The following is a 23,011-nucleotide window of genomic DNA, read 5'->3' as shown; positions in this document are numbered from 1 at the left end:
TCAGTGAGAAAAGAATAATGAAGCAGTTGAAATGGGCTGGACTAGCGTTGGGTGTCACCCTGTTATCAGGTGTCGCTCAGGCCGCAACGATTACCTCAGCACGGGGTGTTGAGTTTTTGGTGATTGATGGCACCGAAGTGAAATTTGACAGCTGGGCGCCTCAGCAAAGTGTTGAACTAAGCGATGGCAAACACCAGTTAGTGATGCGCTATGAAGGGGAAGTGAAGCGCGGCAGCAAAGATGTTGTTTTTACCTCTCGCCCTTATGTGTTTGATTTTAATGTCGATGGACGTGATGCCACCATTGATATTGATACCCGCCTTTCGGCACAAAGCCAAGCGTCGAGCTATTTTGCTTCAGGCCCACAATGGCAAGCGGAGTTCGAGAGTGGTGAGGTGATGCCGTTGAACGCGACTGAGCTTAAAGGTGACGGTTTTGCTGCTTACGCAGATATGGAAGCGTTAGTGGCAGACTATAACCGCGCCAATGGTATTATTTTAGACCAAGGTGAAAGCAAAAACCTCAATGATGTCTTGGTAGAAGTGGATGAGGAAGGCAAAACGTCCATCAAGGGCGATGCGCTCTCACAACTTAAACTTTGGTATACCAAAGCAAGCGATCAAGAACGCAAGTCTTTCCGCCGCTGGATTATCGACCAAGAATAATGTGGCATGGTTTGACTCAAGCACAAAAAACGCCCAGCCAAAGCTGGGCGTTCGTCGCTTAAACAGCGAGAAACAGGCTACAAGCGAAAGTAGACCGACACAGTATCACTAACTTAGTGCGGGTCCGTCGCAACACGGCGCTGCGCGGGATCGTGATGGTAGTAGTTTGATGTGCGACACTGAGGACAGCGCTGTTCTGCTGCATCTTGCATCAAATCACTGAGCGGTATTTGGCTCTCACAATCGGCACACAGGCCGTAGATCTCCAAATCCATGGCACACAAAGAGGCGTCCACTTTCTCCAAACGATCGCCTAGGCAACGAATCGCGCCTGGCAAGCTTTGACTTTCTTTTATTAAGTCAGTCACATTGAGATTATCGCATTCCTTTTCCCAATCTTCTCGTAATMGAGTGGTTAGGGTTGCGATCAGCTCCGCTTGCTCGGTTTCGAGCTCACGCCGAAGCTGTGCGAGGGYTTTTGTATCCATGGTCAGTTCGCTTGATTGGCTGAAATGACGTTTATCATGGATCACTCACCCCACTTGTTACCCTGATGTAAATCAAGAATAACGATAAAACCTTACAAAAGGTCCGTTTTTAGCGGTTGAAAGCTGAGCTATAGTAGCGCCTCACTGTTGTTAAGTTGTTGTGAGTAGAGATAACAAAATGGAACATGATTTTAAAGAGCCGTATAGTCTGAAGTATTTCATTGGATTTTTGCTGGTACTCCTTATTCCCACCTTGCCAGCAAGCCTGACTTGGATCGGTATTTTGTTTGGTCGTTAATTATCCTGGCGGACCGCGTTCAGCGGTTAAATGCGGTATTGTGCTGTACTGGCCGGGTGAGGGTCACTACACTTGTTAATGTGTTTCATTTCACCGTCAGGCCAGAACTTTGCGAGACCACAGCATGCAACACTCACTGCCATCTTCTTCTCCCCGTTGGCGCTGGCTTTGGAATAGCCTTGGTTGGCTGTGGGTCGGCTTAGGTACGGCGGGTATTTTTTTGCCGGTGCTACCAACGACGCCGTTTTTACTGCTCGCGAGTGGCTGCTTTATGCGTGGTTCACCCCGTATTGCTAACTGGCTGCATGCACATCCTACCTTTGGGCCAATCTTGACTGATTGGTATCAAAAACGCGCCATTAGTCGTAAGGTAAAAGTACGAGCCACCGTGATGATTCTGGCCAGCTTTGCTTTTTCTATTTATATAGTCAGCTTTGTTTGGCTAAAAGTCATGCTGCTAATTTGCTTAATTGTGCTGTTATGCTGGTTTCTCCGCCTGCCTGAGACAGAATCTGTTGCCGCCTCGGCTGAAAATTCATAACATTGCGGTTTGCGTTTTTTTACCGGCGAGTATTGGCCATGAGCAACGACAGCTTGAATGTCATTAAACAAAGCATCAAAACCATTCCTGATTACCCAAAGCCTGGGATCCTTTTTCGCGACGTAACTAGCTTGATGGAAGATCCGATTGCCTATCAGGCAACCATAGATACACTCGCGAGCCAGTATCGTGACATGGGTTTTACCAAAATCATCGGTACCGAATCGCGCGGATTTTTATTCGGCGCCCCATTGGCACTTGCAATGGGATTACCGTTCGTCCCGGTACGAAAACCCGGCAAGCTGCCTCGTGAAGTTATCAGTGAAAGCTACCAACTTGAATATGGCGAAGACACGCTAGAAATTCATCGTGACGCGATTAGCAGCGGTGATAACGTGCTTGTCATTGATGACTTACTGGCGACCGGTGGTACCATTGAGGCGACAGTAAAACTTGTGCGTCGTCTGGGCGGTGAGGTGAAGCATGCGGGCTTTGTCATCAGCCTACCCGATATTGGTGGTGAGGATAAACTTGCCCAAATGGGTGTTAACGTATTTAGCCTGTGCCAATTTGACGGCCACTAGTCTCTCTCCATACTGGGGCGCTGTGCGCCCTTGTTACGCTCCGCCTCATTGGATATTCAAATAGGAAGCCGAGAAACATGAGTTATCAAGTACTCGCACGTAAATGGCGGCCACACAGCTTTGATACCGTGGCAGGGCAACAACATGTACTGACTGCGCTTGCCAACGCGCTTGACCACGACCGTTTGCATCATGCTTACTTATTTAGTGGTACCCGTGGGGTAGGTAAAACCACCATCGCGCGTATTTTTGCCAAGGGGCTGAATTGCGAGCAAGGCGTTTCTTCATCACCTTGTGGTCAGTGTCAAACGTGCCGAGAGATTGATGAAGGGCGTTATGTCGATTTATTAGAGATCGATGCGGCATCGCGCACCAAGGTTGAAGATACCCGCGATTTACTGGATAACGTTCAGTACAAGCCTGCGCGTGGTCGCTATAAGGTGTATTTGATTGACGAAGTCCATATGTTGTCTCGTCATAGTTTCAATGCGCTGCTCAAAACGCTAGAAGAGCCGCCTGAGTATGTGAAATTCCTATTAGCCACTACGGATCCGCAAAAGCTGCCGGTGACTATCCTGTCACGCTGTTTGCAATTTCACTTAAAGCATTTCGATGCCAGCCAAATTCAAACCCAGTTAGAAACCATCTTGGCGCAAGAGGGCGTAGATGCTGAGTCGCGTGCGTTGATGCTACTTTCTCGCGCGGCTGAAGGCAGCATGCGTGATGCACTGAGCTTAACCGACCAAGCGATTGCGCTAGGCAACGGCCAAATTACCACGGCATCGGTTAGCGACATGCTGGGTACACTGAGTACAGATCACGCATTGATGCTGCTTGAAGCGCTGGTTAACCACGATGCGCTGGAGCTGATGAGTGCCTTAGAGCAGATTGCTCACATAGGTGTTGAATGGGACGGTTTACTCAAAGAGCTGGCTGGGCAACTGCATCAAATCGCTTTACTGCAAGCGTTACCTAATACGCATAGCGAGGCGTCACCGGACAAAGCACGCTTGCATGCACTGGCGACCCGACTGTCGCCACAAGATGTGCAATTGTGCTATCAAATGGCGCTGCAGGGTCGTCAAGATTTACCGTATGCTCCTGATGGACGTGCGGGGCTGGAAATGGTGTTGTTGCGGATGTTGGCATTCCAACCGGTCAAAACAGTCCCCTATGAACCCAAGGCGATTTCTGTGCCGACCCAAGCCCCTCAAACGCAACAGGCTGCGACTCAGAAACCGCATACCGATCCGGCTCAGGCGATTGGGGCATTAAAAGCGCAGGTGCAGCAAGCAACATCGACGCCAAGGGAGCAGGCCGTGCCAGCTCCACAGTCGGCGCAACCTCAATCACAATCTGAGCCACAGGCGCAACAGCCAGCGTCGACGCAGCCGGATAGTGCGGAGGAAGCTCAGGCTGCCCCTCAATCTGCGGCATCCAGTTTGATTCAGGCGCGGAATCAACTTCGTAGTCGCATGAAACGTCAATCGAGTCAGACGGATAACACGCCAAAAAAGACTGAACGGACATCGGCCAAGCAAGATGCGTTATCAGTGCTGGATCGTATTACTGCGAATGCCCAGCCTGCGTCGCCGGTGTCCGACTCCTCTTTTGAGCAAGCGCCGGCGGCATTGTCTCATCAAAAAACGGCTGAAACGGCGCCGGTGTCTGATGAACCTTATCAATGGACGCCGACTCAACCGCAGCCCGAGAAAGCGACAGCCACGCATTTAACGCCAAATGCGCTGAAAAAGGCGCTGGAGCATGAAAAAACACCAGCGATGCGGGACAAGCTTGTCCATGAAGCGAACGTGGAGGATCACTGGTGTGCGTTGGCAGACAGTTTGGTGGTGCCGCGCTTGGTGAAGCAAATGGCACTGAATGCGTCGATGGTGCGTGAGGGCAATACGGTGGTGTTGACCTTACGTCCTGATCAGGCTCACCTCAATAAAGAAAAAGCACAACAACAGCTCGCACAGGCCTTGTCTCAGGCCCTAAATGCCCCCATAACATTGGAAGTCCATTTAGGCGATAGCGGGCGAACGCCATTAGAGTGGCGAGAACATCTCTATCAACAAAAATTAGCGCAGGCGACACAGAGCTTGCATAATGATCCGAATGTCGGTTTTATTCTGCAGCGTTTTGCTGCGGAACTGGATGAAGACAGCATTCGACCAATTTAGAACACCTAACCAAGAGAGAGAATTATGTTTGGTAAAGGCGGAATGGGTAACCTGATGAAGCAGGCGCAGCAAATGCAAGAGCGCATGCAAAAAGTTCAGGAAGAAATTGCCAATATGGAAGTCACCGGTGAGTCGGGCGCAGGCATGGTAAAAGTCACCATGACGGGTAGCCATAGCGTTCGTCGAGTTGAAATCGATGACAGCCTAATGGAAGACGACAAAGACATGCTGGAAGATCTGGTTGCAGCCGCATTCAATGACGCCGCACGTCGTGCCGAAGAGCAGCAAAAAGAGAAAATGGCCGAAGTGACAGGTGGTATGCAGCTACCACCAGGCATGAAAATGCCGTTTTAATCCATGCGTACCAGTCAGTTACTTGAACAACTGATGGACGCGCTGCGCTGCTTGCCTGGGGTCGGCCCCAAATCAGCGCAGCGTATGGCCTATCATCTGCTTCAACGCAATCGTCAGGGTGGTATCGAGTTGGCGCAAGCGCTGACTGCAGCGATGACAGAGATTGGTCATTGCAGCCAGTGTCGCACCTTCACTGAAGAAGAGGTTTGTGCGATTTGCGACAATCCTCGACGTCAGCAAACGGGCTTAATTTGTGTGGTTGAGAGCCCAGCGGATATCGCCGCGGTTGAAGCGACCGGGCAATATTCTGGGCGTTACTTTGTATTAATGGGGCATTTGTCGCCATTAGATGGTATTGGTCCTGCCGATATCGGCTTAGACGTGTTGGAAAAACGCCTCACGCATGAGCCCATTGAAGAGCTGATCCTCGCTACCAACCCAACCGTTGAAGGCGAAGCAACGGCGCAATATATTGCAGAGCTATGTCGAGAACACGATGTGCAAGCCAGCCGTATTGCCCACGGTGTGCCTATGGGTGGAGAGCTTGAGCTGGTGGACGGCACCACACTCTCACACTCGATCATTGGGCGGCAGCGCTTAAGCTATAACTAGCTGAGAAGCATGACGCGCTGTACCATGACGCACTAATTTCTAAGCCTGACTTGGTCAGGCTTTTCTTTTTTCTCCTCCTTGACTAGTAAGTGTGCAATCAATCATTTGATTGTTGACAAACTAGTCGTTAAGCGCTGTTGTGTAATCACTCATTACTAAACGTGCTTAACGTATGAAGCGTTTTCTCTCTTTCTTTCTTGTAAACTTCTTTCTCGCAAGCGCATTGGTCAGTAGCCTGGCTCAGGCCGAGCCAGTTAAGCGCTCAAAATCGGGCATTTGTCACGACACCAATAGTCCCTATTACACCCGCGTCACGCGATTTACCGCATTTAACTCGCTGTCAGCCTGTCTTGAGGCAGGCGGGCGCTTACCTAAGCGGGCGACGTCTTCTCCAAAAGCGCTTGTCCATCAAGAAACCAACGCGGCGTTGCGCGATGGGCGTCCTTTCTCTGGACCCTATCAGCGAGACCATTGGCCCCATTGGTTGGACGAGGACAAAGATTGCCAAAACACCCGTGCTGAAGTCCTGATTGCCCGGAGCCAAGTGCCTGTGACCTACACACGGGATAATCGCTGCACGGTTGCCACGGGATTATGGGTTGGCGCGTTGACGGGCCAGTCGTTTACCCAAGCCAGTGATGTCGACATTGATCACCTTGTGCCATTGAAGTGGGCCCACGGTCACGGTGGCGAGGTATGGTCTCGGAAGAAAAAAGCCCAATTTGCCAATGACCCCGACAACCTGCTGATCGCCGATGATGCGCTGAATGCACAAAAAGGCGCGAAAGGGCCTGATGAATGGCTGCCGCCGCTCGAGACACTGCGTTGTGACTATGTCTATCGTTTTGATCGTATCGTCGCCCGTTACCAACTCCACTACGTGCCCAGTGAGCGGGAGGCCGTGAACCATTGGCTTGCCGCCTGTGGTTACGGGCCGCGGGGATAGCAAGGCTGGGTGAACTTGTGGCTGCTTTGCTTGATGACGCGAATAGATGGCTAAGTGATTTATTTTTGGTCAGTTAAGCCTTGAAAGCGTCGCGAGCGGCCCCTATATCCAAAGAGACTTTATCCAATTCGTCATCAGGTGGTCCGCTTCGGGCTCACTTGGCGTTTAATTATCATAGCTTTAGGTAGATTGACATGAGCGTGAAAACCCCAGAAAAACACCAGTTTGGCTCTGATACATCCAAGCTGTTGCAATTGATGATCCATTCACTCTACTCAAACAAAGAGATTTTCCTGCGTGAGCTAGTCTCGAATGCGTCAGACGCGGCGGACAAGCTTCGTTTTAAAGCACTTTCGGCCCCTGAATTGTACGAAAATGATGGGGATTTACGTGTACGCCTCTCAGTAGACAAGGATGCAGGTACGCTGACTATCTCTGATAACGGCATTGGTATGAGCCGAGATGATGTGATCGCCAACCTTGGGACCATCGCGAAGTCAGGGACAGAAGAGTTTCTAAAGCAACTCAATGAAGATCAAAGCAAAGATTCCAACTTGATTGGTCAGTTTGGCGTGGGCTTTTATTCTGCCTTTATCGTTGCCGACAAGGTGACCGTGCACACCCGTGCTGCCGGTCTGGCGGCAGACCAAGCTGTATGCTGGGAATCTACCGGTGAAGGCGAATACACCCTAGAGCCTATCGAGAAAGCTGAACGCGGCACCGATATTATCTTGCATCTGAATGACGATGAGAAAGAATTCCTCAACGACTGGCGCTTGCGCGAGGTGATTGGCAAATACTCTGATCACATCGGTATTCCGGTTGAAATGTGGACCGTCGAAAAAGACGACGAAGGCAAGGAAACTGGCGAGGGCAAATGGGAAAAGGTCAATAAAGCACAAGCTTTGTGGACCCGTTCTAAATCAGACATTAGCGCGGACGAGTATAAAGAGTTTTATAAGCACGTCTCACACGATTTCGCGGAGCCACTGACATGGAGCCACAACCGTGTCGAAGGTAAAAATGACTACACAAGCTTGCTATATGTCCCGTCGAAAGCACCGTGGGATCTGTTCAACCGTGAGCACAAACACGGTTTGAAACTGTACGTGCAACGCGTGTTCATTATGGATGATGCGTCGCAATTTATGCCAAGTTACTTGCGCTTTATCCGTGGTCTGATTGACTCGAATGATCTGCCGCTCAACGTCTCTCGTGAGATCTTGCAAGATAACAAGATCACTCAATCACTGCGCAGTGCTTGCACTAAGCGCGTGCTATCTATGCTCGAGAAGTTGGCTAAAAACGACGCGGAGAAGTATCAAACCTTCTGGCGTGAGTTTGGTCTGGTACTTAAAGAAGGTCCGGCTGAAGACTTTGGCAACAAAGAAAAAATTGCGGGCTTGCTGCGCTTTGCCTCGACGCACGAAGACAGTGCGGAGCAAACCGTTTCATTGGCGGACTACGTGTCGCGCATGAAAGACGAGCAAGAGAAAATTTACTACATCACTGCAGATAGCTACAACGCTGCGAAGCACAGCCCACACCTTGAGCAATTCAAGGCGAAAGGCATTGAAGTTATCTTGATGTACGATCGCATCGATGAGTGGCTGATGAGCTACCTCACTGAGTTTGATGGTAAGCAATTCCAAGCGATTACCAAAGCAGACCTCGATCTTAGCCAGTTTGACGACGAAGAAGCCAAAGCCAAGCGTGAAGAAACCGAAAAAGCGTTTGAGTCTGTGGTCGAGCGCGTGAAGTCTCATTTAGGTGAGCGCGTGAAAGATGTTCGTCCGACGTTCAAACTATCCGGCACGCCTGCGGTCGTGGTGACCGACCAATTTGAGATGGGTACCCAGATGGCGAAACTGCTCGAAGCGGCTGGGCAACAAGCGCCGGAAGTGAAATATATCTTCGAGCTCAACCCAGAGCATGATCTTGTCAAGCGTATGGCGGATGAGAGCGATGAAGAGAAGTTTGGTACCTGGGTAGAAATGCTGCTAGGTCAAGCGATGCTGGCAGAAAAAGGAAGCATGGATGACCCGTCTGAGTTCTTGGCGTCGGTGAACAAGCTTCTGACTAAGGTATAATCGACAACGTGCTGTGAAAGCGACATACTGAACAGCGACCAACAAGCCCGGCCGGATTGCCGGGCTTGATAGCGTTTCGTGAAGCGTGTATGTTTCGGGTCTTTGCGAATAGACGCAGTTTTACGAAACTCCAAAAACGATAAAAGGGGATCACTATGCGCATCATTCTGTTGGGTGCACCGGGCGCGGGTAAAGGGACGCAAGCGCAGTTCATCATGGAAAAATACGGGATTCCGCAGATTTCTACCGGTGACATGCTGCGCGCCGCGATTAAAGCGGGCACTGAGCTGGGCAAACAAGCCAAAGCGGTTATTGATGCTGGCGAGTTGGTGTCAGATGACATCATTCTGGGTCTGGTTAAAGAGCGTATCTCGCAAGATGATTGTGCCAAAGGGTTCTTGCTAGATGGGTTCCCACGTACAATTCCACAAGCGGATGGCCTAAAAGAAATCGGAGTTGCGATTGATTACGTGCTCGAGTTTGACGTGCCAGACGATGTGATTGTGGAGCGTATGAGTGGTCGTCGTGCTCACTTGGCGTCAGGCCGCACCTACCACGTGGTGTATAACCCACCGAAAGTGGAAGGCAAAGACGATGTGACTGGTGAAGAGCTGGTTGTTCGTGATGACGACAAAGAAGAAACAGTGCGTGCGCGCCTGAAGGTTTACCATGATCAAACCGCGCCTTTGATTGCTTACTACAAAAAAGAGGCGGATGCAGGCAATACGCAGTACTTCACCTTTGACGGCACCCAAGCGGTGGCAGACGTCAGTGTTGAGATTGAAAAAGCCCTAGGCTAACACTGGATGTTCTCCCAAGGAGAAGATTGAGTATATCGATTGCAGAAACCGGAGCAGACGATTAGTCGCTCCGGTTTTTTTATGGCAAGCTAGCCCAAAATCAAATTGTTACCGTACTGGTTCGGGTAAATCGTTTATACGCCAGTCTGTTCTAAGATTGCCGCCAAGGAATACAATCAAAATGACGGAAAAACACAATCAAGTCGGTGTGCTATTGGTCAACCTCGGAACCCCAGAAGCGCCGACCTCACAGTCAGTGAAAGCCTTTCTTTCTGAATTTCTACATGATCATCGTGTGGTTGATTTAACCCGTTGGTTATGGTGCCCATTATTACATGGCGTGATACTGCCGATTCGTTCACCGAAAGTAGCTAAGCTGTATCAAAGTATTTGGATGGAGGAGGGGTCGCCACTGATGGTGTATGCCAAACGTCAGCAAAAAGCGCTGGCTGAACAGGTGTCGGTTCCGGTTGCGCTTGGAATGACCTACGGTAATCCGTCCATTGCCCAAGGGCTTGATGAGCTGCAAGCAAAGGGCTGCGATAAGGTGTTGGTTTTGCCGCTTTATCCACAATATTCTGCCACCACCACCGCCGCGGTTTTCGATAAAGTGGCTAAATCATTGAAAGGGCGCCCAGTGATCCCTGCGTTGCGGTATGTGAACCACTATCATGATCACCCGCTTTATCAAGCCGCGTTAGCCCATTCGGTGAAGCAGCATTGGCAAGTGCATGGGAAAGGTGACTTGCTACTTTGTTCTTATCACGGCATACCGCAGCGTTTTGCCGATAATGGCGACCCTTATCCTCGGCACTGTGAGCAAACCACATCGCTGCTGCAAGCGGAACTCGGGCTTGCGGATAACGAGATCATGATGACCTATCAGTCCCGTTTCGGACGAGAGGAGTGGCTCAAGCCTTACACCGATAAGACCTTAGAGACGTTACCCAGCAAAGGGGTGAAAACCCTCGATATTATGACCCCAGCTTTTTCGGCTGACTGCCTTGAAACCTTAGAAGAAATTGCTGAGCAATGTCGTGACACCTTCCTCGAGGCAGGTGGCGAACGCTTCCGATTTATTCCATGCTTAAACGACGATGAGGCTCATATTCACCTGATGGCGTCGCTGGTGGCCCAACATACACAAGGTTGGTAGGGCAATAAATTTCATCGTGTAGACGCTACGCATGCGCGAATTCTGTGATAGAATTCGCGCCTCCCTTCCATTAGCTAGTTACACGAACCATGAAATTTCCAGGACAACGCAAGTCTAAGCACTATTTTCCGGTTCACGCCCGTGATCCTTTGCTCAACCCAGCCAGCGAACGTGGCTTTAAGCGCCCGCACGTGATTGGTATCGACCAAACCTTGGTCGACATTGAAGCAAAAGTGCCTGATGAATTTCTGGAGCGGTATCAGTTAAGTAAAGGGCACTCGCTTGTCATCGACGATGAGCGCGCAGAAGCACTGTATCAAGAATTAAAAGACAACAATCTTGTCACTCATGAGTTTGCGGGTGGCACCATCGGTAACACCTTACACAATTATTCAGCGCTGGCGGATGATCAATCTATCTTGCTAGGGGTGATGAGCCAAGATATTCGAATAGGTAGCTATTCTTACCGCTACCTGTGCAACACCTCAAGCCGGATGGATCTTAACTACCTGCAGCCAGTGCAGGGCCCAATTGGTCGTTGTTACGCCTTGATTGGCGATTGTGGTGAGCGTACGTTCGCCATCAACGAAGGCTTGATGAACCAACTCCATCCTGATTCAATTCCTGAGCATATCTTTGAAAACGCTTCTGCGTTGGTACTCACTGCGTATTTGGTTCGCTGTAAAGAAGGTGATCCAATGCCGCAAGCGACCATGCGCGCCATTGAATATGCGAAAAAGCACAACGTGCCCGTGGTTATGACGCTCGGCACCAAGTTTGTGATTGAGCAAAACCCACAATGGTGGCGTGACTTTCTTTCCGAGCACGTTAGCGTCGTAGCGATGAATGAAGATGAGGGTGAAGCCTTAACCGGTGAGAGCGATCCGCTCTTAGCGGCCGATGCTGCACTGCAGTGGGTGGATATGGTGTTGTGTACTGCAGGACCAATTGGTTTGTATATGGCCGGTTACACTGAGGATAAGTCGAAACGTCAAACCACCTTGCCGTTGCTGCCAGGTGCGATCCCTGAATTCAACATGTATGAATTTAGCCGTCCGATGATGAAAGCGGACTGTGAAACGCCGATTAAAATATACTCTCACATTGCTCCCTATATGGGCGGGCCTGAGCGGATTAAGAACACCAATGGTGCTGGAGATGGTGCTCTATCAGCGTTGCTGCATGATATGTCTGCGAATCGCTATCATCGTGACAATGTACCCAATTCGAGTAAGCACCAATACCCATTTATGACCTACTCCTCTTTCTCGCAAGTGTGCAAGTATGCGAACCGTGTCAGCTATGAAGTGTTGGCGCAGCACTCACCGCGTTTATCACGTGGGCTGCCTGAGCGAGAGGATAGCCTTGAAGAGGCGTATTGGGAGCGATAAGCCTCTAGTAAAAAAACCGCCAATCGGCGGTTTTTTTGTTTCTAATCTATGGTGCGCCCATCATTTTGCGCTTATTGATACGCTTTTTCATGTACAGTGCGTACGGCACGACCAGACGGATCGGCTTGGTTTTTGAAAGATTCATCCCACTCAATCGCTTTGGCACTTGAGCAAGCGATCGACGGGCCGCCTGGTACGCATTTCGCCGCATCGTCGAGCGGGAAGAGCTCTGCAAAGATCTCGCGGTACATATACGCCTCTTTAGTGGTTGGCGTGTTATAAGGGAACCGGAAAGCCGCGGTTTCGAGCTGCTGATCCGTCACCTTCTCTTCGGCGATCGCTTTTAAGGTATCAATCCAGCCATACCCAACGCCATCACTGAATTGCTCTTTTTGGCGCCATGCTACCGAATCAGGAAGTAGGTCTCCAAAGCATTCGCGGATAATGTGTTTTTCCATTTTTCCGTTGCCGCACATCTTATCGTCTGGCTTGATCTGCATCGCCACTTCTAAGAAGGCTTTGTCGAGGAAAGGTACGCGTGCTTCCACGCCCCATGCTGCCATGGATTTGTTCGCACGTGCGCAGTCAAACATGTTGAGAGCAAGTAACTTGCGCACCGTTTCTTCGTGAAACTCTTTCGCACTTGGCGCTTTATGGAAGTATAAATACCCGCCAAAGACTTCATCGGCGCCTTCACCGGAGAGCACCATTTTGATCCCCATCGCGCGGATCTTACGAGACATCAGGTACATCGGCGTGGAGGCACGGATTGTGGTGACGTCATAGGTTTCAATGTGATAAATCACGTCACGAATCGCATCCAGCCCTTCTTGAATGGTGTAGGTAAACTCATGATGAACCGTGCCAAGATGATTCGCCACTTCCTTGGCGGCTTTCAAATCGGGGGCGCCTTCAAGGCCGATAGCAAACGAGTGAAGACGAGGCCACCATGCTTGGCTTTGATCGTCATCTTCGATGCGGTTGGCCGCAAATTGTTTGGTGATGGCAGAAATCACGGACGAGTCGAGTCCACCAGAAAGCAACACGCCGTAAGGAACGTCGGTCATGAGTTGGCGGTGAACTGCGGCTTCGAGTGCTTCTTTCAACGCCGCTTTATCGGTTGTGTTTTCTTTCACACCGTCATAGTCCATCCAATCACGCTTGTAATAGCGCACCGGCTCGCCTTGTTTACTCCATAGGAAATGGCCCGGAGGAAATTCACTGATGCTCTTGCACACAGGCGTTAAGGCTTTCATTTCCGAAGCCACGTAGTAGTTGCCGTGTTCATCATGACCGTGGTAAAGCGGAATAATACCAATGTGGTCACGGCCAATCAGGTAGGCATCTTGCTCCTCATCATAAAGGATAAATGCGAAGATACCGTTGAGGTAGTCAAGCAGCTCAGGTCCTTTTTGCTGATACAAAGCGAGAATGATTTCGCAATCTGACTCGGTTTGAAATGGATAGTCAGAAGCAAACTCAGCACGCAACTCTTTGTGGTTGTAAATTTCGCCATTGACCGCTAATGCTTGGGTTTTATCTTGGTTATATAAAGGCTGGGCACCACTGTTTAAATCGACAATCGCTAAACGCTCATGGACCAAAATAGCTTTCTCGGATGAGTAAATGCCCGACCAGTCAGGACCACGGTGACGCATGGTTTTGGACATCTTTAAAGCCACTTCACGGAGCTGCTGTGGGTCGGTTTTTATATCAAGCACCCCAAACACTGAACACATACTTTCCTCTCAAATTCATCTAGCCAACAAGGCGATAACAGGTTGACAACCACTCTGCCTTGCACGATCAGGATAGACAAGCCTCAAAAAGCATTTCTTTATCAAAAATCCACTTTGTGTGAATTTTATTTAAAATAAAGGCAATTTAAGTGAATAAAACACAATTGTAGTGCAGTGTGTGTACAAAATGACTATGCATCGATGAAAAAAGCCGCTCGAAAGAGCGGCTTGAGTATTGGAATCGCGGTGGGTTAGGCGTTGTTGGATGGCGTGGTAAACTGCTCTCGCACATGTCGAGCAAATCCACTACCGGCCTCTTGGTAGATATTGAACGCTTCGTCAACACCGAGCGCTTTGAGCTGCTCAATTTCATCCTCATACTTCGCAATTGCCGCGACCTTGCCCTTAAAGTTGGTTTGCCGGATTTGCTCTAGCGCAAGCATATTGGCCTGACTGTGTGGCATTGCCAGTAAGATTAATTTGATCTGCCCATCAGAAATGGCGCGTGACCAGAAGTCAGGGTCGGTGGCATCGCCAAGAATCGCACGTCGTCCTTCCTCTTGATGGCGTGCCACTGAATCTTCTCGGTTGTCAATGCCAATAATGGGTTGGTGATGAGTGGCAGAGAGCTCGTCATACGCCCCTGAACCAATTCGACCCATTCCAAGTACCAGAATCGAGGCATCACCGAGATTGATCAGCTGATCACTGGGATGTAGCTGCTCGGGGTTTCTATCTTTCAACCACTGCGATGCCCAAGTATAGAGCTGATTACTGAATGTATTGAGCGGTGCGGAAAACGCAAAACTCAATGACACTGCAATAGCGATGGACACTAATATAGGGCCAGGCATAAGGCCAGCTTTATACGCAAATCCCCCCACGATTAAGCCAAACTCACTGAAGTTAAATAGGGTTAGTGTGGTGAATAAAGCAGTCCGCACGCGATAGCGGAAGCCACTGACAATCCAGTAATAGAGAACCCCTTTGATAGGCAAAAGCAACATGAGGAGCAATGCAAAGCCAAAGCTTTGCCAAGTAGGCTGCTCGGATAAGCCAATGTTGAGGAAAAAGCACACGAGGAAAAGCTCTTTCATATTAAAGAGCGATTTGGCCATTTCCGAGGCGCGAGGGTGGCTTGCCAGCAGCATCCCTAAAATTAACGCCCCTAAGTCTGGTTTAACGCCAACAAGCTCAAACAAGCCCGCTCCCGCTACTAACGCCAAGAAAATGCCATAAAGCACCAGCATTTCGCCGTGCCCCGCGTTATCTAGTATCTTATTGAGTACTGGCTTAAGCAGAGGTAACGCAAAGAGCAGTAGTGCACTGAGCTCAGGCGTTTTTCCGGACGTAGCGGTGATAAAGACCACCGCAAAGATATCTTGCATGATCAGAATGCCAATCGCCAAAGTACCATAGGTGGCGTTAAGCTCCCCTTTCTCTTGGAGTGCCTTAATGGCAAAGACGGTACTGGAGAAGGATAGGGCAAAACCCAACAGGGCCAACTCTGACAAGCTCAAACCGGCAAGCATAGGCACGCTTAGGGCTTTCAAGCCGAGCAAGGACAGCGTGAACAACCCCGTAGTCAGCAGGTTATGGGCGGTGGCGCCAAACCAAATCTCCTTGGCAAGTAGGGTTTTGACATCCAACTTCAATCCAATCGAGAAAAGCAGCAAGGTGACACCCAAATCGGCCAGATCAGAGATCACCGGGGTGGATTCGTAGCCAAACGCATGTAGCGCAAAGCCAGCAATCAAAAAGCCAACGAGAGGTGGCAAGTGACAACGCATCAGAATATAGCCGCTGATGAAGGCTGCTGAGATGTAAACCAGTTCCATATCGTATGCTTATTATGTGAGTTAGCGAGCAAACAGAATCCGTGTTTTTGTGCAAAAGCCAATAAACACAGCATCGACACTTATCTTAAAGTTTTGAATCAACTAAAGATATGAATTTGAGACATTGATGGGTCTCCTTAGTAATAGCTTGTTTGAGCTTAGTTCCTCTGAGGTTAAGCGATAAGGAACAAGGCGCTTTGATGTCTACGCGACTTTGAGAAAAGAGATAGGCCCGAGACGCGTTGCCAACTTATAGCGCACCATAGCTTGGGTATATAATGTACACGCTAGATAGGGAWAGTGTGAGATTTTTGCGGAAAAAACGGGTTTGCGTAGCAAGACGTCAAACCCGTTAAACGATCACTCTTCGAGCAGTTTTTGTAACAGTTCGCCGTTGAGCATGGCGCGTTTAACTAACGAGAAAGCGGCCATGGTAGGTTTTTCTGCTAGCTTCGCGCTTACAATGTCTAGCTTTTGATGAAAGCTAGGCAGTGACTGGTTTTCAACACAGCGCTGAATGGCGGGGAAGACGACACTTTTTGCTGCCGTGATCTTACCAGCAATGACCACAAGTTGAGGATTGAATAGGTTAACGGTCATAGCAATGGCTTTGCCAAGATGATTGCCAACCTTTACCAATACCTGTCTTGCCAGTTCATCGCCTTGCTCGGCGGCCTCACAAATGGCTTCGATCGTTAAACTGTCATCGTGTTTGAGCGTGCTCGGGTGCCCTTGAGCCAGTAGCTGTTGTGCATGTTCGATAATGGCTTCGTTAGAGGCAACGGTCTCTAAACAGCCAAAATTGCCGCATTGGCACTTCTTACCCAAAGGGTCAATTTGAACATGGCCCAATTCACCTACATTGCGGTTATGGCCCAAGAAAATTTGCCCGTTTACGATAATCCCAGCGCCAGTGCCATGGTGAACACTGACTAGCATCGAATCGTAATAGGCTTGACTGGCACCAAAGTAGTGCTCCGCCAATGCTTGCCCGCGAATATCGTTACCAATAAACGCTTGCACACCAAACTCCTCACGGAGTGTGTCGGCAAGGGCTAGCTGTTGAATCGTGATGTTAGGCATGTATTCGACGACCCCAGATTCAGGATCAATCAGGCCGGGCATCACGACCGATATGGCAATCAGCTCTTTGATGGATTGTTGGTGGGTGTCAATAAACTGACTCAGAATCTGAATCAGGCCGTTCACTAACTCGGTTTGATCGTGATAGTGAAAAACTTCCCCGTGTTCAGCAAGCGATGTCCCACTTAAATCATAGAGTGAAAGCTCGATAAAATGACGCCCCAGTCTTACCGCAAGGGTATGGAATGGGGCGCATTCTGTGGTCAAAGAAATAGCTCGGCGACCGCCGGTTGACGCTTGCTGAGCCACTTCCTTGATCAAGCCACGTTCGAGCAATTGGCGGGTTATTTTTGTCACACTTGCGGGTGCTAGACGGCTCACGTCTGCAATTTGTATGCGAGAGATGGGCCCTTGTTGATCGATCAACCGATAAACGGCAGCCCCGTTGAGCTGCTTTACCAAGTCGACATTCCCGATTTGTCCGCCAGTCATAAATGTCCTAGCTATGTGTATATTGTCCGTTAACCACCGTCGCTCGGATGTTGAGTGTGCGATCAAAAATAGCAAGATTCGCAATTTTCCCCGGGCGAATACTGCCATAAAGCTGATCGACACCAATAGCGCGCGCAGGATACAGCGTTGCCATGCGCAGAGCCTCATCCAAGGCGATACCTATATGCTCAACACTATTACGAACTGCTTCGTTCATCGTCAGTGCAGAGCCGCCAAGTGTACCATTCTCATCAACACACTTGCCGTCACGGTAATATACTTTCTTGCCTACAAAAATAAAGTGATCCATGTCGGCTCCTGCTGGTGCCACAGCATCAGTAACTAGCACTAATTTCTCACCTTTTACTTTATGTGCAAGACGAATGTTGGCGTAAGACACATGGAAACCGTCAGCAATGACGCCGGTGTAAACCTCGGGCGTATCATAAATCGCGCCAACCATGCCGGGCTCGCGACCGGTAGTCGCCGTCATAGCATTGAACAGGTGGGTCGCAAACCCAATCCCATTAGCAAAGCCTTCCCGTGCTTGCTCATAGGTTGCGTTAGTGTGGCCAGCGGAGACGATAATGCCTGCTTTGGTGAGCGCCTGAATGTGCGCTTTGGGCGCGAGTTCGGGCGCCAGCGTCAATTTGGTAATCACGTCGGCGTTGTCGCACAAGTACGCAATCATCTTGTCGTTGCTGGGGCGAATATAGTCGAGACTGTGGATGCCTTTTTTTGCGCTGTTTAAGTAAGGCCCTTCTAAGTGTAAGCCTAAAGCTTGATGCGGATGGTGGGCTTTGTATTCGCGCATCGCGTTGATCGCCGCACGCATGTCATCATCTGAACTCGTGATCAGAGTGGGTAAGAAGTTGGTGCACCCTGACTTCAAGTTTGCTCGGTGCATGGTCTCAATGGTGTCTGTGGTGATCGCATCGTTAAACATGACACCACCACAACCATTAAGCTGCAGATCAATGAAGCCCGGGCTGACGTAAGCTCCGTCGAGTGAGCGTTTTTCTATCTCTGTCGGCAGCGCATGTTGCGGGCAAACGTCCTCAATCACGCCGTCACGGATGACAATAGCGTGGTCATCAAGCACTTCATGACCAGTAAAAATCCGGCAGTGGGTTAACGCATACATGCTGTTATTCCTTATAAATTATGAATGTTCTGGGCTTCAAGCTCCTGAAAATACTTCACTGTTTTTACTTTTAGTTCGGCAGTTGAAGGCGCATCGCACACAATCATGGCTTTAGGGTGCAGCTGCAGTGCGGAAACAGTCCACAAGTGATTGACCGACCCCTCCACGGCTGCTTGAAGTGCCTGTGCCTTATTGTGGCCAGTGACCAAAATCATGATCTCTTCAGCATCGAGTAGCGTCCCGACGCCAATGGTAAGCGCGTGCTTAGGTACTTGGTTGATATCATTATCAAAGAAGCGAGAGTTTGCCATACGGGTATCTTCGGTCAAGGTTTTGATCCGTGTCCGAGAGGCCAGCGAAGAGGCTGGCTCGTTAAACGCAATGTGACCGTCGTTACCTACACCGCCCATAAAGAGATGGATCTTGCCGTAGGATTTGATCTTGTCTTCATAACGTTTGCATTCCGCATCAACATCGCTCGCATTTCCGTTCAGTAAGTTGATGTTTTCTTCTTTAATATCAATGTGCTTAAAGAAGTTTTCATACATGAAGGTACGATATGACTGGTCATGGTCGGCTGGGATATTGCAGTACTCGTCCATGTTGAAGGTCACCACATGCTCAAAGCTCACTTCGCCCTGATTGAACAGGGTGATCAGTTGCTTGTAAGTATTCAGTGGCGTACCGCCTGTTGGCAGTCCGAGCACAAATGGGCGTTCGGCGCTTGGAGCGAATTTATTAATAGTATCAACGATATATCTAGCCGACCATAGGCCGACTTGATGGCTGGTTTGTAATGGAATGAGTCGCACAGGACACCTCGATAAATCAGTGGGCTTACGGGTACAGCATAACGAATATGTTCATTTATTTTCATCATAAAATAAGTTTTATGATCTGGCTAACATATTTCTCTGTTTTTGGTGTGGATCGGTGATAAAACTCACAAAAAAGGTGGTTTTAATTTGCGAGGCGAATTTATTGACATAAACTGCAATTGACTAACATTGTTTGACAAAAAAAGTGCTTTGGTCATTATCTCACGCGATACGCCAGACGCAGAAAACAACAAATACTGCGGCATGGCTCTGAGAACACATAGGGGGAACGAAGGTGAATATTCTTGGATACGCGCAACGTATAGGTCGTGCGCTGATGGTACCGGTAGCGGTACTGCCAGCCGCAGCGATCTTGATGGGGGTCGGCTACTGGCTTGATCCAACAGGTTGGGGTGGTAACAGCGCATTGGCTGCTTTCTTGATTAAGTCAGGGGCGGCGATCATTGATATGGAAAATATGTCTTTACTGTTCGCCATTGGCGTGGCTTACGGCATGTCAAAAGATAAAGATGGTGCGGCTGCCTTGGCAGGTTTCGTCGGCTTTATGGTGATCACCACGCTTTGTGCGCCTGGTACTGTAAGCCAAATTGGTCTCGTGGATGTTGCACTAGACAACAATGAGCTGGCGTTTAGCAAAATCAACAACCAATTTATCGGTATTTTAATTGGTGTGGTATCGGCAGAGCTTTACAACCGTTACAGCGGTGTAGAGCTGCCAAAAGCACTGGCGTTCTTCAGTGGCAAACGTCTGGTTCCCATTCTTGTCTCAGTCGTCGCTATTGCGATTTCGTTCGTGCTGATGTTTGTATGGCCGGTCGTATTTGGTGGTTTGGTTCACTTCGGTGAAAGTATCACTAACTTAGGCGCCGCGGGTGCAGGTATCTACGGATTCTTCAACCGTCTGTTGATTCCTGTCGGTCTTCACCATGCGCTTAACGCGGTATTCTGGTTCGACACTGTGGGTATCAATGACTTGGGCCGTTTCTGGATGGGCGCACAAGGTCTTGCTTCTGGAGAAGCAATTAAGGGAACCACAGGCATGTACATGGCCGGCTTCTTCCCTGTGATGATGTTTGGTCTACCGGGGGCGGCACTGGCGATTTACCACACTGCACGTCCAGAGAACAAAGCACGTGTGGCATCTATCATGATTGCAGCCGGTTTTGCTTCGTTCTTTACCGGTGTAACTGAACCTCTCGAGTTCGCCTTCCTGTTCGTAGCACCTGTGCTGTTTGTGTTGCATGCGTTCTTGACAGGCATCTCTTTGTTCATCGCGGCCACCTTTAACTGGACTGCCGGTTTTGGCTTCTCTGCAGGTCTTGTCGACTTGGTGTTGTCGTCAAAAAACCCCGTAGCCAACGAGTGGTACATGCTACCTGTGATGGGCTTGGTATTCTTCGTGCTTTATTACGCGACATTCCGTGCGGCTATCATGGCCATGAACTTGAAAACCCCGGGTCGTGAAGATGACAGCATTGAAGGCGCATCTGCTGGAAACGCAAATACGAATGAAACCAGCGACAACCGTGAGCTTGCACGTAAGTACCTCAAAGCGTTAGGCGGACATCAAAACCTGACATCTATCGACGCTTGTATCACACGCTTGCGTCTATCGGTGGCAAACCGTGAAATCGTCGATGAAGCGAAACTCAAAGCCATTGGCGCGATGGGTGTCGTGAAGTTAGGGGATAATAACTTGCAAGTCATTCTTGGCCCATTGGCCGAAATCATTGCCGGTGAGATGAAGCAAATCCCGGATAATGAAGATTTGTCTGCAGTGAAATTGCCATAAGCGACCACTATAAAGACAATCTAAACCCGATAACGCCCAGCTAACGCTGGGCGTTTTTTATGCTCGGGAGGTGGGGTGAACAAAAAAAGCGCATTTAGGGGCATGCGAGGGCGAGTTTAACAACAACTGGTTGAGTAAAGTGCCGGAATAAGAGATCATAGTATCCATGTAGCTGTAAAATTCGCACTGTTTTGATACGAGGTAACCTTGATGAGTGATGCTGAAGCTCGTCCAACCAATTTTATTCGTCAAATCATTGATAAAGATTTGGCGGAGGGAAAACACACATCAGTCGTGACCCGTTTCCCGCCGGAGCCTAATGGCTATCTGCATATCGGTCACGCTAAGTCTATTTGCCTGAACTTCGGTATTGCGCAGGATTATCAAGGTGAGTGCAATTTGCGCTTTGATGATACCAACCCAGAAAAAGAAAACGTTGAGTACGTTGACTCGATCAAACGCGACGTCCAATGGCTTGGCTTTGAGTGGGCAGGTAAAGAGCGCTATTCATCAGACTATTTTGATAAGTTGTACGGCTTTGCGGTTGAACTGATTGAAAAAGGTTTGGCGTATGTCGACGAATTAAGCCCAGATCAAATCCGCGAGTACCGAGGTACGTTGACAGAGCCGGGCAAGCCGAGCCCTTATCGTGATCGTGCGGTGGAAGAAAACCTCACGTTATTTGAAAAAATGCGCGCGGGCGAATTTGCCGAGGGCACTGCGTGTCTTCGCGCTAAAATCGATATGGCGTCACCTTTCATGGTGATGCGCGACCCAGTTATCTATCGCGTACGTTTTGCACATCACCACCAGACGGGTGATAAGTGGTGTATTTATCCGATGTATGATTTTACCCACTGTATCTCGGATGCATTGGAAGGGATCACTCACTCGTTATGTACTCTGGAGTTCCAAGACAACCGCCGCTTATATGACTGGGTGTTGCAAAACATCACCATCGATTGCACCCCGCATCAGTACGAGTTTAGTCGCCTAAACTTGGAATACACCGTGATGTCCAAGCGTAAGCTCAACCAACTGGTGTCAGAGCAGCTCGTCAATGGCTGGGATGATCCACGTATGTTGACGATTTCTGGTCTACGTCGTCGTGGTTACACGCCTGCGTCTATTCGTGAGTTCTGCAAACGAATTGGTGTCACCAAGCAAGATAACATCATCGAAATGAGTGCACTGGAGTCGTGTATTCGTGATGATCTGAATGAACGCGCACCGCGAGCGATGGCCGTTTTGGATCCGATCAAGCTGGTGATTGAAAACAAAGCGGATGACGTTGAGTGGCTAAGTGCCCCGAATCATCCAAACAAACCAGAGACGGGACAGCGTCAGGTGCCTTTCTCTCGCGAGATCTGGATTGAGCGCGAAGACTTCCGTGAATCGGCTAACAAAAAATATAAGCGTTTGGTGTTGGATAAAGAAGTACGCCTGCGTAATGCTTATGTAGTCAAAGCCGAGCGTTGYGAGAAAGATGAGCACGGAAACATCACTACGGTGTACTGTAGCTACGATCCTGAGACGCTAGGAAAAGACCCTGCAGATGGCCGTAAAGTAAAAGGGGTAATCCATTGGGTATCCGCGGCAGAAGCTGTTCCGGCTGAGTTCCGCTTGTACGATCGCCTCTTTACTGTGCCAAATCCTGCAAGTGCAGAAAACTTCGTAGAGACGATTAACCCAGACTCTTTGCAAGTGATGCACGGGTACGTTGAGCCTAGCTTGAAAGACGCGCAGCCTGAAGCTGGCTATCAATTTGAGCGCACGGGCTACTTCTGTGCGGATAACAAAGACAGTCGTGCGGAGGCATTAGTCTTTAACCGTACCGTAGGCTTACGTGACACATGGGCGAAGATTGAAGGTAAGTAACCTTTGTCTTTACTCGATCAAAAAAAGCCGGCATACACTGCCGGCTTTTTTATAGGTTTATGTCCCGTTCTGAAATACGTTGACATAAAGAGGACTTC

General features: G+C 49.4%; 19 protein-coding genes. 13 read left to right on the top strand and 6 right to left on the bottom strand.

The features are described 5' to 3' along the window. Positions 1-17 precede the first annotated feature (17 nt). Complete coding sequence (locus BZG83_RS01750; RefSeq protein WP_077479127.1) at positions 18-665, top strand: YccT family protein; 648 nt, start codon at positions 18-20, stop codon at positions 663-665. 113 nt (positions 666-778) lie between these two features. On the opposite strand, the gene BZG83_RS01745 is transcribed toward BZG83_RS01750, so the two are convergent. Next, positions 779-1,153 (bottom strand): hypothetical protein, encoded by a 375-nt coding sequence (locus BZG83_RS01745; RefSeq protein ID WP_077479126.1) that lies wholly within the window; start codon positions 1,151-1,153, stop codon positions 779-781. Positions 1,154-1,575: 422 nt separating this feature from the next. On the opposite strand from BZG83_RS01745, the gene BZG83_RS01740 reads away from it, so the two are divergent. From BZG83_RS01740 to BZG83_RS01695, 10 genes are all read left to right on the top strand, one after another. After that, a complete protein-coding gene (locus BZG83_RS01740; RefSeq protein ID WP_077479125.1) occupies positions 1,576-1,992 on the top strand; it encodes a YbaN family protein in 417 nt (138 codons plus the stop codon). Positions 1,993-2,030: 38 nt separating this feature from the next. Then, positions 2,031-2,576, top strand: coding sequence for an adenine phosphoribosyltransferase (gene apt / locus BZG83_RS01735; protein ID WP_077479124.1), 546 nt, complete (start codon positions 2,031-2,033; stop codon positions 2,574-2,576). A 77-nt stretch (positions 2,577-2,653) separates the two neighbouring features. Then, positions 2,654-4,759 (top strand): DNA polymerase III subunit gamma/tau, encoded by a 2,106-nt coding sequence (gene dnaX / locus BZG83_RS01730; RefSeq protein WP_077479123.1) that lies wholly within the window; start codon positions 2,654-2,656, stop codon positions 4,757-4,759. A gap of 24 nt (positions 4,760-4,783) precedes the next feature. Next, positions 4,784-5,113: a YbaB/EbfC family nucleoid-associated protein gene (locus BZG83_RS01725; RefSeq protein WP_077479122.1), complete on the top strand. Its 330-nt coding sequence runs from the start codon at positions 4,784-4,786 to the stop codon at positions 5,111-5,113. A 3-nt stretch (positions 5,114-5,116) separates the two neighbouring features. Beyond that, on the top strand, positions 5,117-5,725 hold the full coding sequence (gene recR, locus BZG83_RS01720; RefSeq protein WP_069588676.1) for a recombination mediator RecR: 609 nt from the start codon (positions 5,117-5,119) through the stop codon (positions 5,723-5,725). 172 nt (positions 5,726-5,897) lie between these two features. After that, positions 5,898-6,671, top strand: a complete 774-nt coding sequence (locus tag BZG83_RS01715; RefSeq protein ID WP_077479121.1) for a GmrSD restriction endonuclease domain-containing protein — start codon at positions 5,898-5,900, stop codon at positions 6,669-6,671. Between the two features lie 194 nt (positions 6,672-6,865). Then, the gene (htpG, locus tag BZG83_RS01710) at positions 6,866-8,761 is read left to right on the top strand and encodes a molecular chaperone HtpG (RefSeq protein WP_077479120.1); all 1,896 of its coding nucleotides are present in this window, start codon (positions 6,866-6,868) and stop codon (positions 8,759-8,761) included. Positions 8,762-8,916: 155 nt separating this feature from the next. Further along, positions 8,917-9,561, top strand: a complete 645-nt coding sequence (gene adk, locus BZG83_RS01705; RefSeq protein ID WP_077455231.1) for an adenylate kinase — start codon at positions 8,917-8,919, stop codon at positions 9,559-9,561. Positions 9,562-9,742: 181 nt separating this feature from the next. Beyond that, a complete protein-coding gene (hemH, locus tag BZG83_RS01700) occupies positions 9,743-10,717 on the top strand; it encodes a ferrochelatase (RefSeq protein WP_077479119.1) in 975 nt (324 codons plus the stop codon). A gap of 89 nt (positions 10,718-10,806) precedes the next feature. Further along, positions 10,807-12,108 (top strand): inosine/guanosine kinase, encoded by a 1,302-nt coding sequence (locus BZG83_RS01695; RefSeq protein WP_069588683.1) that lies wholly within the window; start codon positions 10,807-10,809, stop codon positions 12,106-12,108. Positions 12,109-12,179: 71 nt separating this feature from the next. Here BZG83_RS01695 and asnB read toward each other — a convergent pair whose 3' ends face one another. The 5 genes from asnB to nagB form a co-directional block, all read right to left on the bottom strand. Continuing rightward, positions 12,180-13,847 (bottom strand): asparagine synthase B, encoded by a 1,668-nt coding sequence (gene asnB / locus BZG83_RS01690; protein ID WP_077479118.1) that lies wholly within the window; start codon positions 13,845-13,847, stop codon positions 12,180-12,182. A 251-nt stretch (positions 13,848-14,098) separates the two neighbouring features. Then, positions 14,099-15,685 carry a cation:proton antiporter family protein gene (locus BZG83_RS01685; RefSeq protein WP_077479117.1) on the bottom strand — a complete coding sequence of 529 codons (1,587 nt, stop codon included), beginning with the start codon at positions 15,683-15,685 and terminating at the stop codon, positions 14,099-14,101. A gap of 360 nt (positions 15,686-16,045) precedes the next feature. Further along, the gene (gene nagC, locus BZG83_RS01680) at positions 16,046-17,260 is read right to left on the bottom strand and encodes a DNA-binding transcriptional regulator NagC (RefSeq protein ID WP_077479116.1); all 1,215 of its coding nucleotides are present in this window, start codon (positions 17,258-17,260) and stop codon (positions 16,046-16,048) included. Positions 17,261-17,267: 7 nt separating this feature from the next. Then, positions 17,268-18,404: an N-acetylglucosamine-6-phosphate deacetylase gene (gene nagA / locus BZG83_RS01675; protein ID WP_077479115.1), complete on the bottom strand. Its 1,137-nt coding sequence runs from the start codon at positions 18,402-18,404 to the stop codon at positions 17,268-17,270. Positions 18,405-18,415: 11 nt separating this feature from the next. Then, on the bottom strand, positions 18,416-19,216 hold the full coding sequence (nagB, locus tag BZG83_RS01670) for a glucosamine-6-phosphate deaminase (RefSeq protein ID WP_077479114.1): 801 nt from the start codon (positions 19,214-19,216) through the stop codon (positions 18,416-18,418). A gap of 301 nt (positions 19,217-19,517) precedes the next feature. Here nagB and nagE point away from each other — a divergent pair, with 301 nt between their 5' ends. Beyond that, on the top strand, positions 19,518-21,035 hold the full coding sequence (nagE, locus tag BZG83_RS01665) for an N-acetylglucosamine-specific PTS transporter subunit IIBC (RefSeq protein WP_077479113.1): 1,518 nt from the start codon (positions 19,518-19,520) through the stop codon (positions 21,033-21,035). Between the two features lie 210 nt (positions 21,036-21,245). After that, the gene (glnS, locus tag BZG83_RS01660; RefSeq protein WP_077479112.1) at positions 21,246-22,913 is read left to right on the top strand and encodes a glutamine--tRNA ligase; all 1,668 of its coding nucleotides are present in this window, start codon (positions 21,246-21,248) and stop codon (positions 22,911-22,913) included. Positions 22,914-23,011 lie beyond the last annotated feature (98 nt).

The organism is Salinivibrio sp. PR919 (genome assembly GCF_001995355.1).
In the GTDB taxonomy this organism is placed as follows: domain Bacteria; phylum Pseudomonadota; class Gammaproteobacteria; order Enterobacterales; family Vibrionaceae; genus Salinivibrio; species Salinivibrio proteolyticus.
The sequence above is the reverse complement of the archived record's forward strand: the minus strand, read 5'-3'. Positions and strand labels throughout refer to the sequence as shown.

What these genes read in the sequence shown, in the direction of transcription:
- BZG83_RS01750 (WP_077479127.1), top strand. Translation starts at nt 18, where the DNA reads ATGAAGCAGTTGAAATGGGCTGGACTAGCGTTGGGTGTCACCCTGTTA.
- BZG83_RS01740 (WP_077479125.1), top strand. Translation starts at nt 1,576, where the DNA reads ATGCAACACTCACTGCCATCTTCTTCTCCCCGTTGGCGCTGGCTTTGG.
- apt (WP_077479124.1), top strand. Translation starts at nt 2,031, where the DNA reads ATGAGCAACGACAGCTTGAATGTCATTAAACAAAGCATCAAAACCATT.
- dnaX (WP_077479123.1), top strand. Translation starts at nt 2,654, where the DNA reads ATGAGTTATCAAGTACTCGCACGTAAATGGCGGCCACACAGCTTTGAT.
- BZG83_RS01725 (WP_077479122.1), top strand. Translation starts at nt 4,784, where the DNA reads ATGTTTGGTAAAGGCGGAATGGGTAACCTGATGAAGCAGGCGCAGCAA.
- recR (WP_069588676.1), top strand. Translation starts at nt 5,117, where the DNA reads ATGCGTACCAGTCAGTTACTTGAACAACTGATGGACGCGCTGCGCTGC.
- BZG83_RS01715 (WP_077479121.1), top strand. Translation starts at nt 5,898, where the DNA reads ATGAAGCGTTTTCTCTCTTTCTTTCTTGTAAACTTCTTTCTCGCAAGC.
- htpG (WP_077479120.1), top strand. Translation starts at nt 6,866, where the DNA reads ATGAGCGTGAAAACCCCAGAAAAACACCAGTTTGGCTCTGATACATCC.
- adk (WP_077455231.1), top strand. Translation starts at nt 8,917, where the DNA reads ATGCGCATCATTCTGTTGGGTGCACCGGGCGCGGGTAAAGGGACGCAA.
- hemH (WP_077479119.1), top strand. Translation starts at nt 9,743, where the DNA reads ATGACGGAAAAACACAATCAAGTCGGTGTGCTATTGGTCAACCTCGGA.
- BZG83_RS01695 (WP_069588683.1), top strand. Translation starts at nt 10,807, where the DNA reads ATGAAATTTCCAGGACAACGCAAGTCTAAGCACTATTTTCCGGTTCAC.
- asnB (WP_077479118.1), bottom strand. Translation starts at nt 13,847, where the DNA reads ATGTGTTCAGTGTTTGGGGTGCTTGATATAAAAACCGACCCACAGCAG.
- BZG83_RS01685 (WP_077479117.1), bottom strand. Translation starts at nt 15,685, where the DNA reads ATGGAACTGGTTTACATCTCAGCAGCCTTCATCAGCGGCTATATTCTG.
- nagC (WP_077479116.1), bottom strand. Translation starts at nt 17,260, where the DNA reads ATGACTGGCGGACAAATCGGGAATGTCGACTTGGTAAAGCAGCTCAAC.
- nagA (WP_077479115.1), bottom strand. Translation starts at nt 18,404, where the DNA reads ATGTATGCGTTAACCCACTGCCGGATTTTTACTGGTCATGAAGTGCTT.